Source organism: Salirhabdus salicampi, assembly GCF_024259515.1.
GTDB lineage: Bacteria > Bacillota > Bacilli > Bacillales > Alkalibacillaceae > Salirhabdus_A > Salirhabdus_A salicampi.
On sequence record NZ_JANBWE010000003.1, the window covers coordinates 132,483 to 149,556 of the forward strand.

The 17,074-nt window shown below is 38.9% G+C and carries 13 protein-coding genes; 7 read left to right on the forward strand and 6 right to left on the reverse strand.

The window, feature by feature from the left end; genetic code table 11:
• Window positions 1–34 precede the first annotated feature (34 nt).
• A complete protein-coding gene (locus NLW78_RS10610; RefSeq protein ID WP_254497113.1) occupies window positions 35–259 on the reverse strand; it encodes a hypothetical protein in 225 nt (74 codons plus the stop codon).
• Window positions 260–381: 122 nt separating this feature from the next.
• Here NLW78_RS10610 and NLW78_RS10615 point away from each other — a divergent pair, with 122 nt between their 5' ends.
• From NLW78_RS10615 to NLW78_RS10645, 7 genes are all read left to right on the forward strand, one after another.
• The gene (locus NLW78_RS10615; RefSeq protein ID WP_254497114.1) at window positions 382–1,587 is read left to right on the forward strand and encodes a quaternary amine ABC transporter ATP-binding protein; all 1,206 of its coding nucleotides are present in this window, start codon (window positions 382–384) and stop codon (window positions 1,585–1,587) included.
• Complete coding sequence (locus tag NLW78_RS10620; protein WP_254497115.1) at window positions 1,584–2,420, forward strand: ABC transporter permease; 837 nt, start codon at window positions 1,584–1,586, stop codon at window positions 2,418–2,420. The genes NLW78_RS10615 and NLW78_RS10620 overlap by 4 nt, the downstream gene beginning before the upstream one ends.
• A 13-nt stretch (window positions 2,421–2,433) precedes the next feature.
• A complete protein-coding gene (locus tag NLW78_RS10625) occupies window positions 2,434–3,390 on the forward strand; it encodes a glycine betaine ABC transporter substrate-binding protein (protein WP_254497116.1) in 957 nt (318 codons plus the stop codon).
• A 279-nt stretch (window positions 3,391–3,669) separates the two neighbouring features.
• A complete protein-coding gene (locus NLW78_RS10630) occupies window positions 3,670–4,842 on the forward strand; it encodes an LL-diaminopimelate aminotransferase (RefSeq protein ID WP_254497117.1) in 1,173 nt (390 codons plus the stop codon).
• An 8-nt stretch (window positions 4,843–4,850) separates the two neighbouring features.
• On the forward strand, window positions 4,851–6,458 hold the full coding sequence (locus tag NLW78_RS10635) for a thiamine pyrophosphate-dependent enzyme (RefSeq protein WP_302328536.1): 1,608 nt from the start codon (window positions 4,851–4,853) through the stop codon (window positions 6,456–6,458).
• 51 nt (window positions 6,459–6,509) lie between these two features.
• A complete protein-coding gene (locus tag NLW78_RS10640; RefSeq protein ID WP_254497118.1) occupies window positions 6,510–8,006 on the forward strand; it encodes an aldehyde dehydrogenase family protein in 1,497 nt (498 codons plus the stop codon).
• A gap of 15 nt (window positions 8,007–8,021) precedes the next feature.
• Complete coding sequence (locus NLW78_RS10645) at window positions 8,022–9,176, forward strand: saccharopine dehydrogenase family protein (protein WP_254497119.1); 1,155 nt, start codon at window positions 8,022–8,024, stop codon at window positions 9,174–9,176.
• A 53-nt stretch (window positions 9,177–9,229) separates the two neighbouring features.
• On the opposite strand, the gene NLW78_RS10650 is transcribed toward NLW78_RS10645, so the two are convergent.
• The 5 genes from NLW78_RS10650 to NLW78_RS15595 form a co-directional block, all read right to left on the reverse strand.
• A complete protein-coding gene (locus tag NLW78_RS10650; protein WP_367617676.1) occupies window positions 9,230–10,678 on the reverse strand; it encodes an NAD-dependent succinate-semialdehyde dehydrogenase in 1,449 nt (482 codons plus the stop codon).
• 47 nt (window positions 10,679–10,725) lie between these two features.
• Window positions 10,726–11,922, reverse strand: coding sequence for an acyl-CoA dehydrogenase family protein (locus NLW78_RS10655; RefSeq protein WP_254497120.1), 1,197 nt, complete (start codon window positions 11,920–11,922; stop codon window positions 10,726–10,728).
• A gap of 15 nt (window positions 11,923–11,937) precedes the next feature.
• The gene (locus NLW78_RS10660; protein WP_254497361.1) at window positions 11,938–13,125 is read right to left on the reverse strand and encodes a CaiB/BaiF CoA transferase family protein; all 1,188 of its coding nucleotides are present in this window, start codon (window positions 13,123–13,125) and stop codon (window positions 11,938–11,940) included.
• A gap of 194 nt (window positions 13,126–13,319) precedes the next feature.
• Complete coding sequence (locus NLW78_RS10665) at window positions 13,320–14,675, reverse strand: hypothetical protein (RefSeq protein ID WP_254497121.1); 1,356 nt, start codon at window positions 14,673–14,675, stop codon at window positions 13,320–13,322.
• 344 nt (window positions 14,676–15,019) lie between these two features.
• Entirely contained in the window at window positions 15,020–17,005 is a 1,986-nt protein-coding gene (locus NLW78_RS15595) for a cell wall-binding repeat-containing protein (RefSeq protein WP_302328522.1), read from the reverse strand.
• Between the last annotated feature and the right edge of the window lie 69 nt (window positions 17,006–17,074).

Genomic DNA, 17,074 nt, shown 5'->3' on the forward strand with positions numbered 1-17,074 from the left:
TTTATAAAAAAGAAAAACTCGCCTGCGGCGAGTTTTATTTATCTTCATCCACTACGTTATAGGTCTTTCCATCTGTAGCATCCTGTGCGAGGTTATTTGGTCGGTTGTGCACATCATTGATTATGTCAAATGTACCGGGAATTACACCAAACTCCGTATCGACAACATCTTGAATAATGGCCGGATTATCCGTTTCCTTCAAGATTGAATTAATTTGTTTCTTCATACGTCGCTTCTCTCTCATTTTATCGAAAGCCATAATCATCCTCCTTTTTTAAAAGCATTTGTTATTTTCACGTGAAATATGACCTATTTACATAATAAAAAAATCTATAAAGCAAATAGTAAGGATTGTAAGCGTCAGATAAAGGAGATTGTGATATGGAAGCGAAAATATCAGTTCACAACTTAACGAAAATTTTTGGTAATAACCCTAAAGAAGGTTTAAAACGGTTAGAAAAAGGTGAAAGCAAAGAGAAAATTTTGGCTGACACCGGATTAACAGTTGGTGTTAACAACGCTACATTCGAAGTGAAAGCTGGAGAATTTTTCGTCATTATGGGGCTTTCTGGCAGTGGGAAATCAACATTAATTCGTTTAGTGAATCGATTAATCGAACCTACTGCCGGTGAAGTGAAAATTGATGGAGTAGATATAACAAAAATGGGCAAACAAGAACTCATTGAAACGAGAAGAAAAAAGTTAGGGATGGTTTTTCAGAAGTTTGCTCTTTTCCCACATCGAACAGTATTAACAAATGTAGAATATGGTCTTGAAATCCAAGGAGTGTCAAAAGAAGAAAGGGAGAAAAAAGCCCGCAAAGCGATTGAAGATGTTGGACTTGGAGGATATGAAGAAAGTTATCCTGACGAATTAAGTGGGGGTATGCAGCAGCGTGTAGGACTTGCACGTGCTTTAGCAAATGATACAGATATATTGCTAATGGATGAAGCCTTTAGTGCATTAGACCCTCTAATTCGTAAGGAAATGCAAGATGAGATTTTATATTTACAAAACAAACTAAATAAAACAGTACTATTTATTACGCATGATTTAGATGAGGCTTTGAAGTTAGGTGATCGTATTGCGATTATGAAACATGGTCGTATTGTTCAAATCGGTACATCGGAAGAAATACTTGAAAATCCTGCTAATGAGTACGTATCAAACTTCGTAAAAGATGTAGACCGATCCAAAGTATTACTGGCGTCTCACGTAATGAAAAAACCAGATGTAATTACCACTTGGAAAGACGGACCAAGAGTTGCTATACGTAAAATGGAAGATGCTGGGTTATCAAGTATTTTTGTAACGGATAAAGAGAAGAAATTGAAAGGTATTCTAACAATAGATGACGCCTTAAAAGCTTATAAAGAAGATAAGTGGATAGAGGATGTTCTCCAAACCGATTACGAAACAACAAGCCCTGATACTCCATTAAGTGATTTAATTGGGGTTGCAACAGAAACGAGATACCCCATAGCCGTAGTAGAAGATGAGAAGCTTGTCGGTATTATTGTACGGGTTTCCATTTTATCTGGACTTATTTTAGGTAAGGACCAAACTGAGGAGGTGAGTGAATCGTGAACTACTTTAACTTACCTTTAGAGCAATGGACAAATGATTTTGTAAATAATTGGCTTATACCTGTTATGGGTGGATTCTTTGCAGCCATTAGTAATATTATCGGTTTTTTTATTGATGGTGTCATTTGGATCCTGACGATTATACCGGCCGAATTGATGACCATCATTCTTGTAGGACTAGCTTGGTGGCTATCCGGTATAGGTGTTGCCATATTCACATTGATTGGGGCTCTGTATTTAGGTTCTGTAAACCTTTGGGAAGATGCAATGCTTACGTTAGCAATTGTTATTGTTGCTACGCTTTTTTCTATAATAATTGGTGTTCCAATAGGCATACTAAGTTCAAAAAATAACGTAGTACACCAAATTGTAAGGCCTATTCTGGACTTTATGCAAACATTACCTAGTTTTGTCTACTTAATCCCTGCAATCTTACTGTTTGGACTTGGTGGTGTGCCGGCCGTTGTTTCTACTTTTGTGTTTGCAACCCCCCCGGCAGTAAGGATGACCATTTTAGGAATACAGCAAGTACCTGACGATGTCATTGAAGCAGCCCGAGCTTTTGGGTCAACCTCAAGTCAAATGCTAAGAAAAGTACAATTACCTATGGCCATACCAACAATTATGGCTGGTATTAACCAGACGATCATGTTGGCTTTATCGATGGCTGTTATTGCATCGATGATTGGTGCGCCTGGTTTAGGTTCTATCGTTTTAGCCGGTATTTCACGAGTAAATGTAGGATTAGGTCTAGTTGGTGGTTTAGGGATTGTTGTATTAGCGATTATTCTGGATCGAATCACACAAGGAATTGGACAAACAGGAAGAAGATAAGGAGTGAAAAAACATGAAGGATATAGTTTTCAAGAAAACATTTGTTGTCATTTGTTTATTAGGTTTGCTCGTTGGTTGTGGTGGCGGAAATGACAATAACAATAACGAAGGTGGGAACCAAGAAGAAGAGACCATCACTCTTGGTCTAACTCCCTGGTCAAGCACTGTTCCCCCAACTGAAGTAGCCCGATTGATCTTAGAGGACATGGGATATAAAGTGGAAACAACTAAAGCAGATGCTGGAGGTATTTATACCGGCTTATCACGAGGTGATATTGATGTGTTTATGGACTCGTGGTTACCAGATATGCATGCAAATTATATGGATCAATTCGGTGAAAACATTGATGATACGGCATTGAGTTACCCAAATGGAGAATTGGGTTGGGTTGTTCCCGAATATGTAGATATTAATTCCATTGATGAGATAAAAGGAAATGAAGATTTGTTTGATGGAAAGATTTATGGTATTGAAGAAGGAGCTGGGATGACTGCCACTACAAGAGAAATGCTTGAGGGTTATGATTTAGATTTAGAGCTTGTGAATTCTAGTGAAGGTGGAATGTTAGCGCAGGCTTCTCGCTTCATCAATCAAAATGAGCCAGTACTGTTCTTAGGCTGGAGACCTCACCCAATGTTCGTAAATTATGACTTGAAAGTATTAAAGGATCCAAAGGGATACTTCAAAACATCTGAAGTACACGTCTTAACAAATAAAGACTTTAAAGATCGAGTTCCAGAAGCTTATGAATTTCTTAGCAGGTGGAGCATTGACGTAGAAGATGTTGAACATATGATTGTGGAGATTGACGGCGGTAGAGATGCAGAAGAAGTAGCGCAAGAATGGATTGATAACAATCAAGACAAAGTAGATCAAATGAGAAACGGTGATGATGGCGGAGACGATAATGAAAACGAAGGCGAAAACGGGAACAATAACGGAAATGATAACGAAAATGGAAATGAATAAGTAATTAAAAACCATCCCCTATCATCAGGGGATGGTTTTATTCAATTGGTTTTCCACTACTAAAATGCCCAGATTTACATGAGCAACTTATCCGCCTTCTCCTTGTCCATCAATGGACAGTCCTCACTTCCGCGTATTTATGAAGTAATTTAAAAAGTTTTTCAAACCGCTCCCCGCTCACATGGATCAACCAATATTATGTATTGTTAGGAAAAGTATACCAATCCTACATGAACATGTATTTTACATAATAAAATAATGAGTAAAGGAGGGGAAGAAATGGATTACAGATCAAAACGAGTAACGAATTTGCCCCCATATTTGTTTTCTGTTTTTCAAAAGAAGAAGAAACAGTTAGAAGAACAAGGAGTCGATGTTATTGACTTAGGTATCGGTGCCCCTGATTTACCGACACCTCCATTTATCGTGCAAAAACTATTAGATGAATCCGTAAAGCCGGAAAATCATCGATATTCCAACTATGCAGGGTCTCAAGAGTTCCGAGAAGCGGTAGCAAACTTTTACCGCAGGAAATATGGAGTAGAATTAAATCCGGACGAAGAAGTTTTAACGTTAGTTGGTTCAAAAGAAGGAATTGCCCATCTTATTTCAGCCGTTATTAACGCGGGTGATTCGGTTCTAATTCCCGACCCTGGATATCCAGTGTATCGCTCAGCGGTTAGTCTTGCTGATGGGGAAAGTATTTATTTTCCTTTAGATCATCAAAATGAATATAGACCAAACTTTAAATCCTTATCTCAAACCGAGATACGGAAGGCGAAAATGATCATTCTTAATTATCCGAGTAATCCTACAGCAGCCACGGTAAACCTCGCTACATTTCAAGAAGCCATTTCATTTGCAAAACAGCATAACTTAGCACTTGTACATGATGCTGCATATGGATTAGTTACATTTGGCGAATATGAAGCTCCTAGTATATTACAAGTACCAGAGGCAAAGGACATTGCAGTCGAATTCGGTTCATTATCAAAGAGCTTTAATATGACTGGCTGGCGTATAGGATACATAGTCGGAAGTAAGCACCTCATTCAATCCCTCTCTCTTATGAAAAGTAATATTGATACAAGTCAATTCCTCCCCATTCAAAAAGCTGCAGCCGTAGCATTACAAAGTGATCTCCAATCTGTAAAGCATAATAATGACATATATAACAATCGATTAAGTACAATGCTCAATGCACTAAAACAAATAGGGATACATGTCAAAAGGCCAAAAGGAACATTCTTCATATGGGCTCCTGTACCAATTGGCTATACCTCTAATGAATTTGCCGAAGAAATGTTGAAAAAAGCTGGTGTCATTATTACACCTGGCACAGCATTTGGTCCATCAGGTGAAGGATACTTTCGCATTTCTTTATCTGTTCATACGGACCGACTAGAGGAGGCAGCTAAAAGAATTCGCCAATTTAAAGGAGGTGAATCCTAGTGACAGTGATGACAGGTGCACAGGCGATCGTTTCTTGTATGAAACGAGAAGGTGTAAAGAAAGTTTTTTGCGTCCCTGGAGAAAGTTATTTGCCATTGCTCGATGCAATATATGAAGAACCTAACATTGACTTAATTTCGAATCGGCATGAAGGTGGAGCAGCTTTCATGGCCGAAGGTTATGCGAAAGCTAGTGGAAAGCCGGGAGTTGTAATGGCTACGAGAGGAGTAGGGGCGGCCAATCTTTCTATTGGGGTGCATACTGCACATCAAGATTCAACACCAATGGTTATACTTCTTGGTCAAGTACATCGAAAGTTCCGTTATCGGGAAGGATTTCAAGAAATAGATTTGGATCGTTATTTTTCGACCTTTGCAAAATGGGCAATAGAAATTCAGGACGCCGAGCGGGTGCCTGAACTTATTCAGCGAGGGTTTCGGATTGCCCAAAGTGGTCGCCCTGGTCCGGTCGTTCTTTCATTGCCTGAAGACATGTTAATCGAAAGCGCCGACATGACCTTTGGTCAACCTTATCATCAATCAAAACCACGCCCTTCTCAACAGGAAATTCATGAAAGTTTACGTTTATTCCGTAATGCAAAACGGCCTCTATTAATTGCGGGAGGTGGTGTGAAGCTTTCGAAAGCAGAACACTTGCTGATTAAAGTTGCAGAACATTTCCGAATACCGGTAATGGCCGCTTTTCGTCGTCATGATGTGTTTCCGAATCAACACCCAAACTATGTTGGTCATCTAGGGTTGGGAACAAGTAGGAGCATTATCGATACAGTTGATCAATCAGACTTAATTGTTGCACTTGGTACGAGACTTTCTGAGGTTACAACTCAAGACTATTCTATTATTCAACCAAACAAACCAATCGTTCACATTGACATTGATGAACAATGCCTTGGGAAAGTATTTTCGCCTCATTTAGGAATCGTTGCTGACGCTGGAGAATGGTTAAGTGCTCTGTTGGAACACAACATACAGACGAAATGGGAGCAATGGATTACACAATGTAGAAATCGTTTTTTACAAACAGTTCTTCTACCGGAACAAAAAGATATCAATACACATGTGATTCATATACTATCAACCTATTTACCGAGGGATGCCATTTTAACGAATGACGCAGGTAACTTTGCCGGATGGTTGCATAAGTTCTACTTATTTAAAGAAAAAAACACATATATCGGCCCTACATCTGGTGCAATGGGTTACGGCATGCCGGCTGCAGTTGGAGCAAAAATGGCACAACCATTGAAAACGGTCGTTTCCTTATCCGGTGATGGTGGCTTTTTCATGACAATACAAGAGTTAGAGACTGCTATTCGTTATGATATTCCAATTATTTGTATCGTATTTAACAACCAAATGTACGGTACGATTCGCATGCACCAGGAGATACATTATCCGAAACGAGTTATTGGAACGGAACTAGGAACTATACATTTTGCTAACATGGCAGAAAGTATCGGTGCTGTAGGCGTACAAGTAAACGATAAGGAACAGTTTGAGAGTGCGTTGCGCCAAGCTTTTACAAATGATAAACCGACCGTTATTGAAGTAAACAGTGACCCGAGTCAAATTTCCGTGACGAAAACCATCGAGTAGTTTCGTCATGTGTAACGGTTCGCATTATATTGAAAAAAGGAGGAGATAGATATGTTGCAAATATCTGTTGGTGAGGAAAAACTATCAAACTATATAAATGGAAAGTGGGTTACAAGCACACAATATAAACCTGTTTTCAACCCAGCAAATGGTGAGGTCATTGTTAAAGTTCCACAATCAAAAGCGAAGGATGTAGATAGAGCAGTTCAGTATGCCAAAGAAGCACAAAGAGAGTGGGCGCTTGTCCCTGCCCCCCAAAGAGCAGAAATAATGTTTCGAATTGGTGCCTTAATGAAGGAGCGGAAAGAGAAACTATCCCGATTACTAACCTTAGAAAACGGAAAAGTCATTGAAGAGGCTCGAGGAGAAGTGCAAGAAGGAATTGATATGGCGTTTTATATGGCAGGAGAAGGTCGTCGACTATTTGGTCAAACGACACCATCTGAGCTAAAGGATAAATTTGCTATGAGTGTTCGTTCCCCAGTTGGAGTCGTTGGCATTATTACTCCATGGAATTTTCCAATTGCCATTGCAACATGGAAGTCGTTTCCAGCAATCGTCGCAGGGAACACGGTCATTTGGAAACCGGCTACTGAAACACCGTTAATGGCACGGGAATTAGCTCGTATTTGTGATGAAGCAGGGTTGTCGAAAGGCGTTTTAAATGTTGTATATGGGGCCGGCTCAGAAGTAGGAGAAGCGATGGTCGATCATGAAGATATTCGAGTTATTTCCTTTACGGGATCTAATGATGTTGGTCGTAATGTAGCCAGTAAATGTGGCCAACACTTAAAGAAGGTGTCCTTAGAAATGGGAGGGAAAAATGCAGTCATTGTAATGGATGATGCAAACATTAATTTAGCAGTTGAAGGCATATTGTGGAGTGCATTTGGTACGAGTGGTCAGAGATGTACAGCATGTAGTAGGGTGATTGTCCACCAAGATAGAAAGGCTCAATTGGAAGAACAATTACTTAAGGAAATGGAGAATCTCAGCATTGGAAACGGGCTGGAAGAATCCATTAAAGTGGGGCCTATTATTAACCGTTCAGCCATTGAAAAGATTAAAAGATATATAGAGATAGGAAAACAAGAAGGTGCGACGTTATTAGCTGGAGGTTATGAGTTGAAGGATCGGTCATATGAAGAGGGGAACTATTTTGTTCCAACTTTATTTACGAATGTCACACCAAATATGACAATTGCTCAAGAGGAAATCTTTGGCCCTGTCGTATCAATCATATCCGTTGAAAGTTTCGAAGAAGCAATTGAGGTAAATAATAACGTATCCTATGGCCTCTCTAGCTCCATATTTACAAAGGATGTAAACCAAGTATTTGCTGCTCAAAGAGATTTAGATACAGGAATCGTTTACGTAAATGCTGGTACAACTGGCGCTGAAATCCACCTTCCGTTTGGAGGAACGAAAGGTACTGGTAATGGTCACCGTGATTCGGGGTTAGCGGCACTTGACGTTTTTACCGAGTGGAAGAGTGTGTATGTAGATTACAGCGGGAAACTTCAACGGGCTCAGATTGACACTGAGTAAAGAAGGGGTGTTTCTATGAAGGTTGGCGTGTTAGGTTCAGGTTTAATGGGAAAAGAAGCTGCACGAGACCTAGTTCGAAGTAGCGGGGTTACAGAAGTAGTTTTGGCTGATATTGATCAACAGAGGGCAGAGACCGTCTGTCAGCAAATTCAATCTCCGAAATTAAGCTCAGCGACAGTAGATGCCAGTCAAAAAGAAGAGCTTGCTCAATTTATGGAGCGGTTTGATGTAATAATTAACGCACTTTTTTATTCATTTAACGAAATAGTAGCGGAAACAGCAATTCAAGTTGGTACACATAGTGTGGATTTAGGTGGGCACATTGGGCATATTACAGATCAAGTGTTGAAAAAGCATGAAGAAGCATCCAAAGCTGGTGTCACCATTATACCAGATTTAGGTGTTGCACCTGGAATGATTAATATCTTGTCAGGGTATGGAGTCAGTCAGTTAGATGAAGTGGATTCAATTCGACTATTTGTTGGGGGAATTCCTGTTCAACCAGATCCTCCTTTAGAGTACAACCATGTTTTTTCCATGGAAGGATTATTTGACCATTATACAGATCCTGCTCTCATAATTCGTAACGGTTCAAAACAAGAAGTTCCTGCATTATCAGAAATTGAACAAATTCACTTCGAACGGTTTGGTCCGTTAGAGGCATTTCATACTTCTGGAGGGACTTCTACTCTATCCTACTCTTATCCCAATGTAAAAACATTAGAGTATAAAACGATTCGTTATCGCGGTCATGCAGAGAAGTTTAAACTGCTAGTAGATTTGAATTTGACGAAAAAAGATTACTATGTAGATATTGACGGTTTGCTAGTAAACCCGAGAAACGTGTTTTTAAAAGTGCTTGATCCAATTGTTCATTTGAAAAATAAAGATGATGCCGTCTTGCTAAGAGTCATTGTTGAAGGTTCAAAGGATGGGGGAAGAATGACTTGTACGTATGAAATGACTACATTTAAAGATAAAAAGGAAAATGTGACAGCAATGGCACGGTCTACAGCCAATACAATATCAGTTGTCGCTCAAATGATTGGGAATGGAACTATCCAGAAAAGGGGTGTCTACCCGCCTGAACAAATAGTCTTTGGGAAGAAATATATTGCGGAAATGGCAAAACGCGGAGTTCAAATCCATGAAACGAAGACATTTAATTAACACCATTCATGAACAAGGCTGTAGACAATAAAGAAAGGTCTACAGCCTTGTTTTTATAAAGAGATACCCATAGAAATATACTTTAATTCAACGAATTCATGAATGCCGTGATGGCCTCCTTCTTTTCCAATACCTGACTGCTTAATTCCCCCAAATGGTGCCTCCGCTAACGCGGGGAATACATCGTTTATTCCAACAATTCCATACTCAAGTTTTTCTGATACGCGGACAGAACGATCTACGTTTTTCGTGAAAATATAAGCGGCTAGCCCATAATTTGAATCATTCGCGTTTGTAATTCCTTCATCCTCACTTTGGAATGATTGTACCGGGATAATGGGACCAAACGTTTCTTCATGCATGACTTTCATTTTTTTATGTACATTTGTTAAGACAGTAGGAGGAAAAAACAGACCATTACTTAAATGGTTTCTATTATCATTATGCGGGCTATAAATGTCAGCCCCTTTCTCCTGAGCATCTCGTAAATGGGTCATCACCTTATCTTTCTGATGTTCATTAATTAATGGCCCTATATCAACTTGTTCCTCAAGGCCATTTCCTTGGCGTAAATCGCGAACTTTATCTTTTAACTTTTCAGTAAAGGTTTCATATACGGACTGTTGAACATATACGCGGTTTGCACATATGCACGTTTGACCACTATTACGAAATTTACTTGCTAACGTTAAATCTACTGCTTGGTCAATGTCTGCATCATCAAACACGAGAATAGGAGCATGACCACCTAATTCAAGAGAAAGTTTTTTGACATGACTTGCGCTTTTTTCCATTAAATATTTACCAACTTCAGTAGAACCAGTAAACGTAATTAATCTAACGTCTTCGTTTGATAATACTGCTTTTCCAATCCCTTTAGCATCGCCATTTACTAAGTTTACAACACCTGAAGGAATACCTGCTTCCTCTAGAATCTTTACAATTTTAATCGCTGTGAGGGGGGTATCTGGTGCTGGTTTTAAGATAACTGTACAACCTGCAGCGAGTGCTGGCCCGAGTTTTCTCGTAATCATTGAGGCAGGGAAATTCCATGGTGTAATAGCAGCAACTACACCGACTGGTTGTGGGATGACGAGTAATCGCTTCGTTTTTACTGATGATGGGATTGTTTCACCGTATAGACGGTTCGCTTCTTCAGCATACCATAGCAGAAAGCTGGCAGCAGATTTCACCTCACCTAGAGCTTCTTTTAATGGTTTCCCTTGTTCTTTCGTAATCGTCTTTGCTAGATCATCTGCTTGTTCTGTCATGAGTTGATAGGCTTTATATAATATAGTAGATCTTTCTCGAGGTGTTTTTGAGGACCATGTTGGAAAGGTATTCTTAGCTGCTTTTATCGCTTCCTCGGCATCGCTTTTACCGCCATAGGATATTTCAGCAATCTGCTCTAATGTTGCGGGATTATAGACAGGCATCGACTTCTTTGATACAGATTCTTTCCATACACCGTTAATATAGTTGCTTTTTGTTAATGTTTCCACAAATCATTCCCCCTTAAAAGATAATTCGTTGCATAAATTTTACCATATTATGAATTAGAAAAAGGCCAAGACGGTAACATTTTGTTTAGTTCTTTATCTTGTCGGTATCCAAGTACGTATTCCGCTTGCATAACTGTGTGAATTTCTCGTGTACCTTCATAGATAACTGGTGCTTTTGAGTTACGAAGATACCGTTCTACCGGGTATTCGTTTGAGTAACCGTATGCGCCATGAATTTGTACCGCATCATTGGCAGCTTGATTAGCAAAATCACAGGCTTGCCATTTTGCTAGTGACGTTTCTCGTGTATTTCGTTTTCCTTTGTTCTTAAGTTCACCAGCTCGAAAGACGAGAAGGCGACTCATTTGTAAACCTGCTTCCATCTTCGCTAACATTTGTTGTACGAGTTGGTGCTTACCAATTGGTTTCCCGAACGTTTCCCGATCATGACAATACTGAACGCTTGCTTCTAAACATGCCATAATAAGTCCGCAGGCACCAGCAGCTACGGTAAAGCGGCCATTATCTAAAGCGGACATAGCAATTTTAAATCCTTCTCCTTCTTTTCCTAGTAAATTTTCTTTCGGAACTCTTACATTATCTAAAAAAATCTCCCCTGTATTACCAGATCGAATACCGAGTTTTCCTTTAATAGCTTTAGATGAAAAGCCTTTAAAATTGCGCTCCACAATAAATGCAGATATCCCATGGTGTTTCTCTTCTTTATTTGTATAAGCGAAAATGAGGAAGTTGTCAGCTGTATCACAAAGGGAAATCCATGTCTTTTGTCCATTTAATATATAATCATTACCATCATGTTTTGCTGTTGTACGGAGGGAAGCAACATCAGAACCGGCGCTAGGTTCAGTTAGTCCGAATGCTCCAATTTGTTCTCCTTTTGCTTGGGGTACTAGGTACTTTTGTTTTTGTTGTTCAGTTCCCCACTGTAACAATGTTAAACTGTTCAGACCAGTATGAACAGAAACCGCCGTCCGAAAGGCAGTATCCCCTCGTTCTAATTCTTCGCACAATATAGCTAAGGAATTATAGTCCATACCACCTCCACCGTAATGTTCAGGTATACATACTCCCATGAATCCGAGTTCTGCTAGTTTATCCGTTAACACCGGGTCAAAATAACCTTGCTCATCCCATTCTTTCATATATGGGATGATTTCTTTATCAACAAATTGCCTAGCTGTTTTACGTAACATGTATTGTTCATCAGTAAGCTCAAAATTCACCAACTATCACTCCTTTTATATCACATTTCGTTTCAGCAGGTTCATAATGTCTTCTGCACTATATCCAATGCTGGTTAATACTTCTTGTGTATGTTCCCCTGGATTAGGTGGATGTTGTTTATATTGCACACCCGTTCTAGATAAATTAATTGGGCTGCCTATCATATGAATGTTTCCTGCAGTAGGGTGTTCTGCTGCAATGAACATTTCCCTGCTTTGTAATTGCGGGTCAGAGATAAGTTCATTTACGGATTGGATTGGTCCACAAGGGATGCCTTCATCTTGACAAGTTTGTTTCCAATGAGCGGTGTTTTTTTGTAAGAATGCTTTCTGTAATATTGGAATTAACGTTTCCCGATTTTCAACGCGGTCTGGATTTGTTGCAAAGCGTCTATCCTTTGCTAAATGGGGCTGTGTAATTACGGTACACAGTCTCATAAATTGATGGTCATTCCCGACCGCAATGACCATCTCACCATCTTTCGTTTTAAATGACTGATATGGAACGATATTTGCATGAGTGTTCCCTAGACGCTTCGGATTCTCACCGGACATGAGGAAGTTACTAGCAATATTAACGAGGGAGCTAACTGCTGAGTCATATAATGATAAGTCGATTTTCTGCCCCATACCTGATGTACTACGTTCCAGTAAAGCAGCTTGTATACTAATGCAGGCGTACAATCCAGTTAACACATCTGTTATTGCGACGCCTAATTTTTGTGGCCCCGAAAGGGAATTTCCTGTAATGCTCATTAATCCGCTCATTGCTTGAATAATAAAATCGTATCCTGGTAAATGTTTATAGGGTCCCGTTTCACCAAACCCGGTAATGGAACAATAAACGAGTCGCGGATTTATGTCCGCTAATGTGTTGTAATCTAACCCTAATCGTTCCATCGTTCCCGTTTTGAAATTGTGGAGAATAACATCACTTTGTGCAACAAGCTTATAGATAATTTCCTTTCCTTCTTCTTCTTTTAAGTTAACAGTTATACTTTTTTTATTACGATTCGCACATACATAATAGGCACTAACACCATTTTGAAACGGTGGTCCCCATTTTCTCGTTTCATCACTTCCGCCTGGAGCTTCTACTTTTATGACTTCTGCTCCAAGGTCCCCAAGAATCATAGAGCAATAAGGCCCTGCTAAAACTCTCGATAAATCTAGTATTTTAAAACCATGCAATGAACCTAACAGTTGTAGACCCCCTTTCGGTTTATAGAAAAAGCCAGTTTTTCTCCTGCACGAAGTTAATGCAAAAGGAGTAAAACTGGCTTTGTGAACAAGACATTTTTTATAATCAAAGGCTGCAGGCATATCACGAGTTACAAAGGAACTCTTACCAATCTTTAACTTAATATTATGCGAGAATTACGGTAAATATGATGAGTCTACATAAGGAAATACAGGCAGAGTATAAATCCATAAGCAATGAACCAAAGGGATAGCGCATATATACCGTTCAACTTTAACCCGACTTTAATAGAGTTGCTGTTTGCTAAGTTTGCCACCATTAAGTTTGTCGCGGATAATGGGGATGCCATAACCGTCACCATCCAACTCGAAAGCAAGCCGATACTAATGATAAGGTGATCATTTATGAATAGGGGTGATGAACTGATTGTAACACTAATCGCCGTTATGGTAATAATTGGATGAATGCCTACGAATGATAACAAAACGATGGAAACTCCTAATAAAGGAATAAGGAGCAGTGCATGTGAAACGCCTAAAACGTTTAAAAAGGATAAAATCCAATCACTTGCTCCTGCATTAATAATTGCAACACCGAATACGCCCGCGGCAATAAATAAGGATAGCTCGTTTCCCATACGTGGTAAACGTTCCTGTGTGTATGCAAATAGTTTTGTCAAAAATGCTTTTGGCGACTGATAAACAAGCGACCAAATTGTTGCTACTACAATAGCTGCAAGTGGGATGACCGTAATAACAGAGAAAGGGGAATAGTATTCGATAATCATTGTCATTGCAGTCATGCTCATAATAATTGAAAATAATTCTAATAGCTTCTTTTTTGCTTTTTTAAGAGACAATATATCCTCATTTGATTCAATTGTAATTGTTTCATTCGTTTTACCTTCAAATAAAAGTCCAAGTAATACCCCTATCATAGCGATTGTAATCCCAATTGGGAACAGTTCGAGCCAAGTAACATTAAAATAGGAAATAATCAGAGCTATCGATATGAAATAAGGTGACCATAGAAATGATAATGAAAATCCGCGATTTAAAGCTTTTAACCTCGCTTCTTCATAAGTCTTGAATGATGGTGTGCCGGTAACATGATACATAATCGGTATCGTACCTAAATTCATCACTGATCCAATGCCAACAATCGTCATTTGTAAGTATGTATATAGTTGTCTGGACGTTTTTATGTAATGATGAAAAATGGTTTCTAGGTATTGTAAGTACTTTCCTGCGTGGATAGGGATAGAAATGAGTGGAATGAAAATAAAGATACATAACAATCCGACATTTGCGTTTAGACCATTCATAACTGCAGAGAGACTACCACCTTTGATAAAAAGAATAGAAGAAACGAACAGTAATACGCAAATTAATAGTTTCGGAACTTTATTTAAAAATGGAATAAATGCAAGAATCGCCAAGACTGTAAAGATACTTATCAGTATGGTCATAATGGGATGTTGGAAAAATTGAGAGAATAAATAGGTGAATCCTATTAACAAAGTAGCTAGTGGACGTATGATAATTGTTTTCATATAAAATGTGCCCCTTCTCAGTAACTTCACTCTAATTCCATTATAGAAAAGAGTTTGCACATTGTCGAAGGCAACTACGAAAAACGGCATCCGATCATGGTAAATGTTGATTATGATAAATTAAGCAGTTTATTAAGCAAACCAATCCCATCAGCTGAGAGATTACATTAACAATTGAAAACGTTAAAGAGCTCAGGGTTACCCAAGCTCTTCTTTCGTATTATTACATTGCTAATAGGATTGTTTAGTACAAAGTGAATTCCTATAAAAAACATCTGCTATATTAATTACTCTTTTGCGTCTTGCACCTTATTTTTGAACCCGTTAATTTAATGACGGTGTCATTACTGTTTAGTACCAGATGAGGTTTCAATTTGTTGTTGCATGGAATCTTGGACAAGCCCATCTTTATGTCTCGTACTATTTAGAAAGTGAATGCAAAAGTGTCCGTTATATTGATTATCTGTTATAAGTTGATCACCATGGGGATATGAGTGCATTGCCGCTGCAAGTTTTCGACCGTCTACTTCGACAATAATGGCTCTTGGTGTCCACGAATAATCCCCTCCCCATATTTCCTTCATAACCTGAGCATCTTGAGCAGTTAATGGCTCGCTGTCTGCATGATTACCACCCATAGTATGCTTTACTTGAAAAGTCCTTCCCGTATGGAAATCGGTAATTGTAGCTATCTTTCCAGTTGAAAATACATATCGCGCTTCAGTCCACCAGTCTAATAACTCACCATGCTTTTGACTGACAACCGGTTTTATAGGAACGTGAACCTTGGGAATACGTAACTGTTGTCCAATGGACAGGGAGCTGTTTTGGGTTAAGTTATTAGCACTTAGTAAGTCATTGAAAGGGATGCCATAATGATTGCTTATATTCCACAAGTTATCTCCACTTTTGACGGTATGGGTCGTATACGTTACGGTTGGTCCTTCAGGTGAAGGATTTTGTACGGGTATATTTCCGTTTGACTTTAAAAAGTCTCGAACATTTGGGGAGATAACACCAGTTCCCCCGAGAATTGTGACATTATTGATTGTATTCGTTTGGTTTTTTACCCAGTTTTCTAAAGAAGATGGTATTTTATCTTTTTGCGTTAAAATAATAGGTGCTTCATTCATGGCTGCAAGAGGTGAAGCCGGTAGAGCATCAATAAAGCTAACCCCACTAGCGAAAAACACTTTCCCTCGGTCGAGTTCGTTGCTATAGCGCTCTGCAATTTTTACACTTGTAACGAAACGGTCTGAACCAGCTATTCGTTCTATATTAGATACACCTATTTTTTTAATTTCCGATTCAATTCTTGATGAAACAGCACCCTCACCACCAATTAGGGTGACTTTTTTAATTCCGTGTTGATGTATATACTGCTTTACAGAATCAGGGAGTTTATCCTTCCCAGTAAACACAATGGGTATTTGCATCTTTCCAGCATAGGGTGCAACCGAAAGTGCGTCGGGTGAACGTTCGTTCCCGGTTGTAATAATCAACTCGTTTGGGTGTTTTATTTCGTTTGCGATTTGTACTGATGTATCATAACGGTCTTTACCGCTAATTCGTTTTACTTCATAGCCCTGCTGTTTTAGATTATGTTCAATTGCTTTTGATATTGCATTTTCTCCGCCTGTAAGATATATCGTTTTCGGCTGTAATCGATTAATTTCCTTTACTACATTATCACCGAGGTGATCGGGTTTTGTTAAGAGTAATGGAGAATTATATTTCTTCGCTAGTACACTACTAGTTAAGGCATCAATCGGTAAGTCGCCCCGACCTAATACAACAATGTCTGATGTATTTTGCCAACCCTTTTGAGAAATGACCACACTTGTTTCGTATCGATCTTTTCCGAATAACTCTACTGCTTTCACATCTGCCTTAACAGTAGGGATCATTAATGTTTGACCAGTAGTAATGGCGTCTGAAGTAAGTTGATTAGCTGCTTTAATATCATCAACTGAAACCTCAAACTGATGTGCAATCCTAAAAAGTGTATCCCCCGACTTTACGGTATAAAGGGTTGTTTGCGTTTGAGACACTGTTGCTTTTTCACTAGCACTTGAAGGTTGTACTTCGTTTATCATGAAACTTCCAACTATAATACTTCCAATGAGCACCTTAGCACCAAGAATTTTTAATTTAGGAAATTTATTTAGAAGATATGTTTTCACATACATATCAAAAGATTGTTTCGGATTTGCGTTAGATTGACCATGAAGAAGTTCTTCAGAAAACTCTGTTAAATGGGGATTTATATATAAAATAATTTCATATCCGTTCTCTCTCTTGATTAATTTATGATCTGAAAACAAGTCCATAACTGTCCTCCTTAAGTTTCACCATAGAGCGAGTTCATATGTAAAAAAGCACTTCCATTGGAAGCACTT

Excerpts from the sequence above, each read along its gene's own strand:
- NLW78_RS10610 (WP_254497113.1), bottom strand. The coding sequence starts at position 259 with ATGGCTTTCGATAAAATGAGAGAGAAGCGACGTATGAAGAAACAAATT.
- NLW78_RS10615 (WP_254497114.1), top strand. The coding sequence starts at position 382 with ATGGAAGCGAAAATATCAGTTCACAACTTAACGAAAATTTTTGGTAAT.
- NLW78_RS10625 (WP_254497116.1), top strand. The coding sequence starts at position 2,434 with ATGAAGGATATAGTTTTCAAGAAAACATTTGTTGTCATTTGTTTATTA.
- NLW78_RS10630 (WP_254497117.1), top strand. The coding sequence starts at position 3,670 with ATGGATTACAGATCAAAACGAGTAACGAATTTGCCCCCATATTTGTTT.
- NLW78_RS10635 (WP_302328536.1), top strand. The coding sequence starts at position 4,851 with ATGACAGGTGCACAGGCGATCGTTTCTTGTATGAAACGAGAAGGTGTA.
- NLW78_RS10640 (WP_254497118.1), top strand. The coding sequence starts at position 6,510 with ATGTTGCAAATATCTGTTGGTGAGGAAAAACTATCAAACTATATAAAT.
- NLW78_RS10645 (WP_254497119.1), top strand. The coding sequence starts at position 8,022 with ATGAAGGTTGGCGTGTTAGGTTCAGGTTTAATGGGAAAAGAAGCTGCA.
- NLW78_RS10665 (WP_254497121.1), bottom strand. The coding sequence starts at position 14,675 with ATGAAAACAATTATCATACGTCCACTAGCTACTTTGTTAATAGGATTC.
- NLW78_RS15595 (WP_302328522.1), bottom strand. The coding sequence starts at position 17,005 with ATGGACTTGTTTTCAGATCATAAATTAATCAAGAGAGAGAACGGATAT.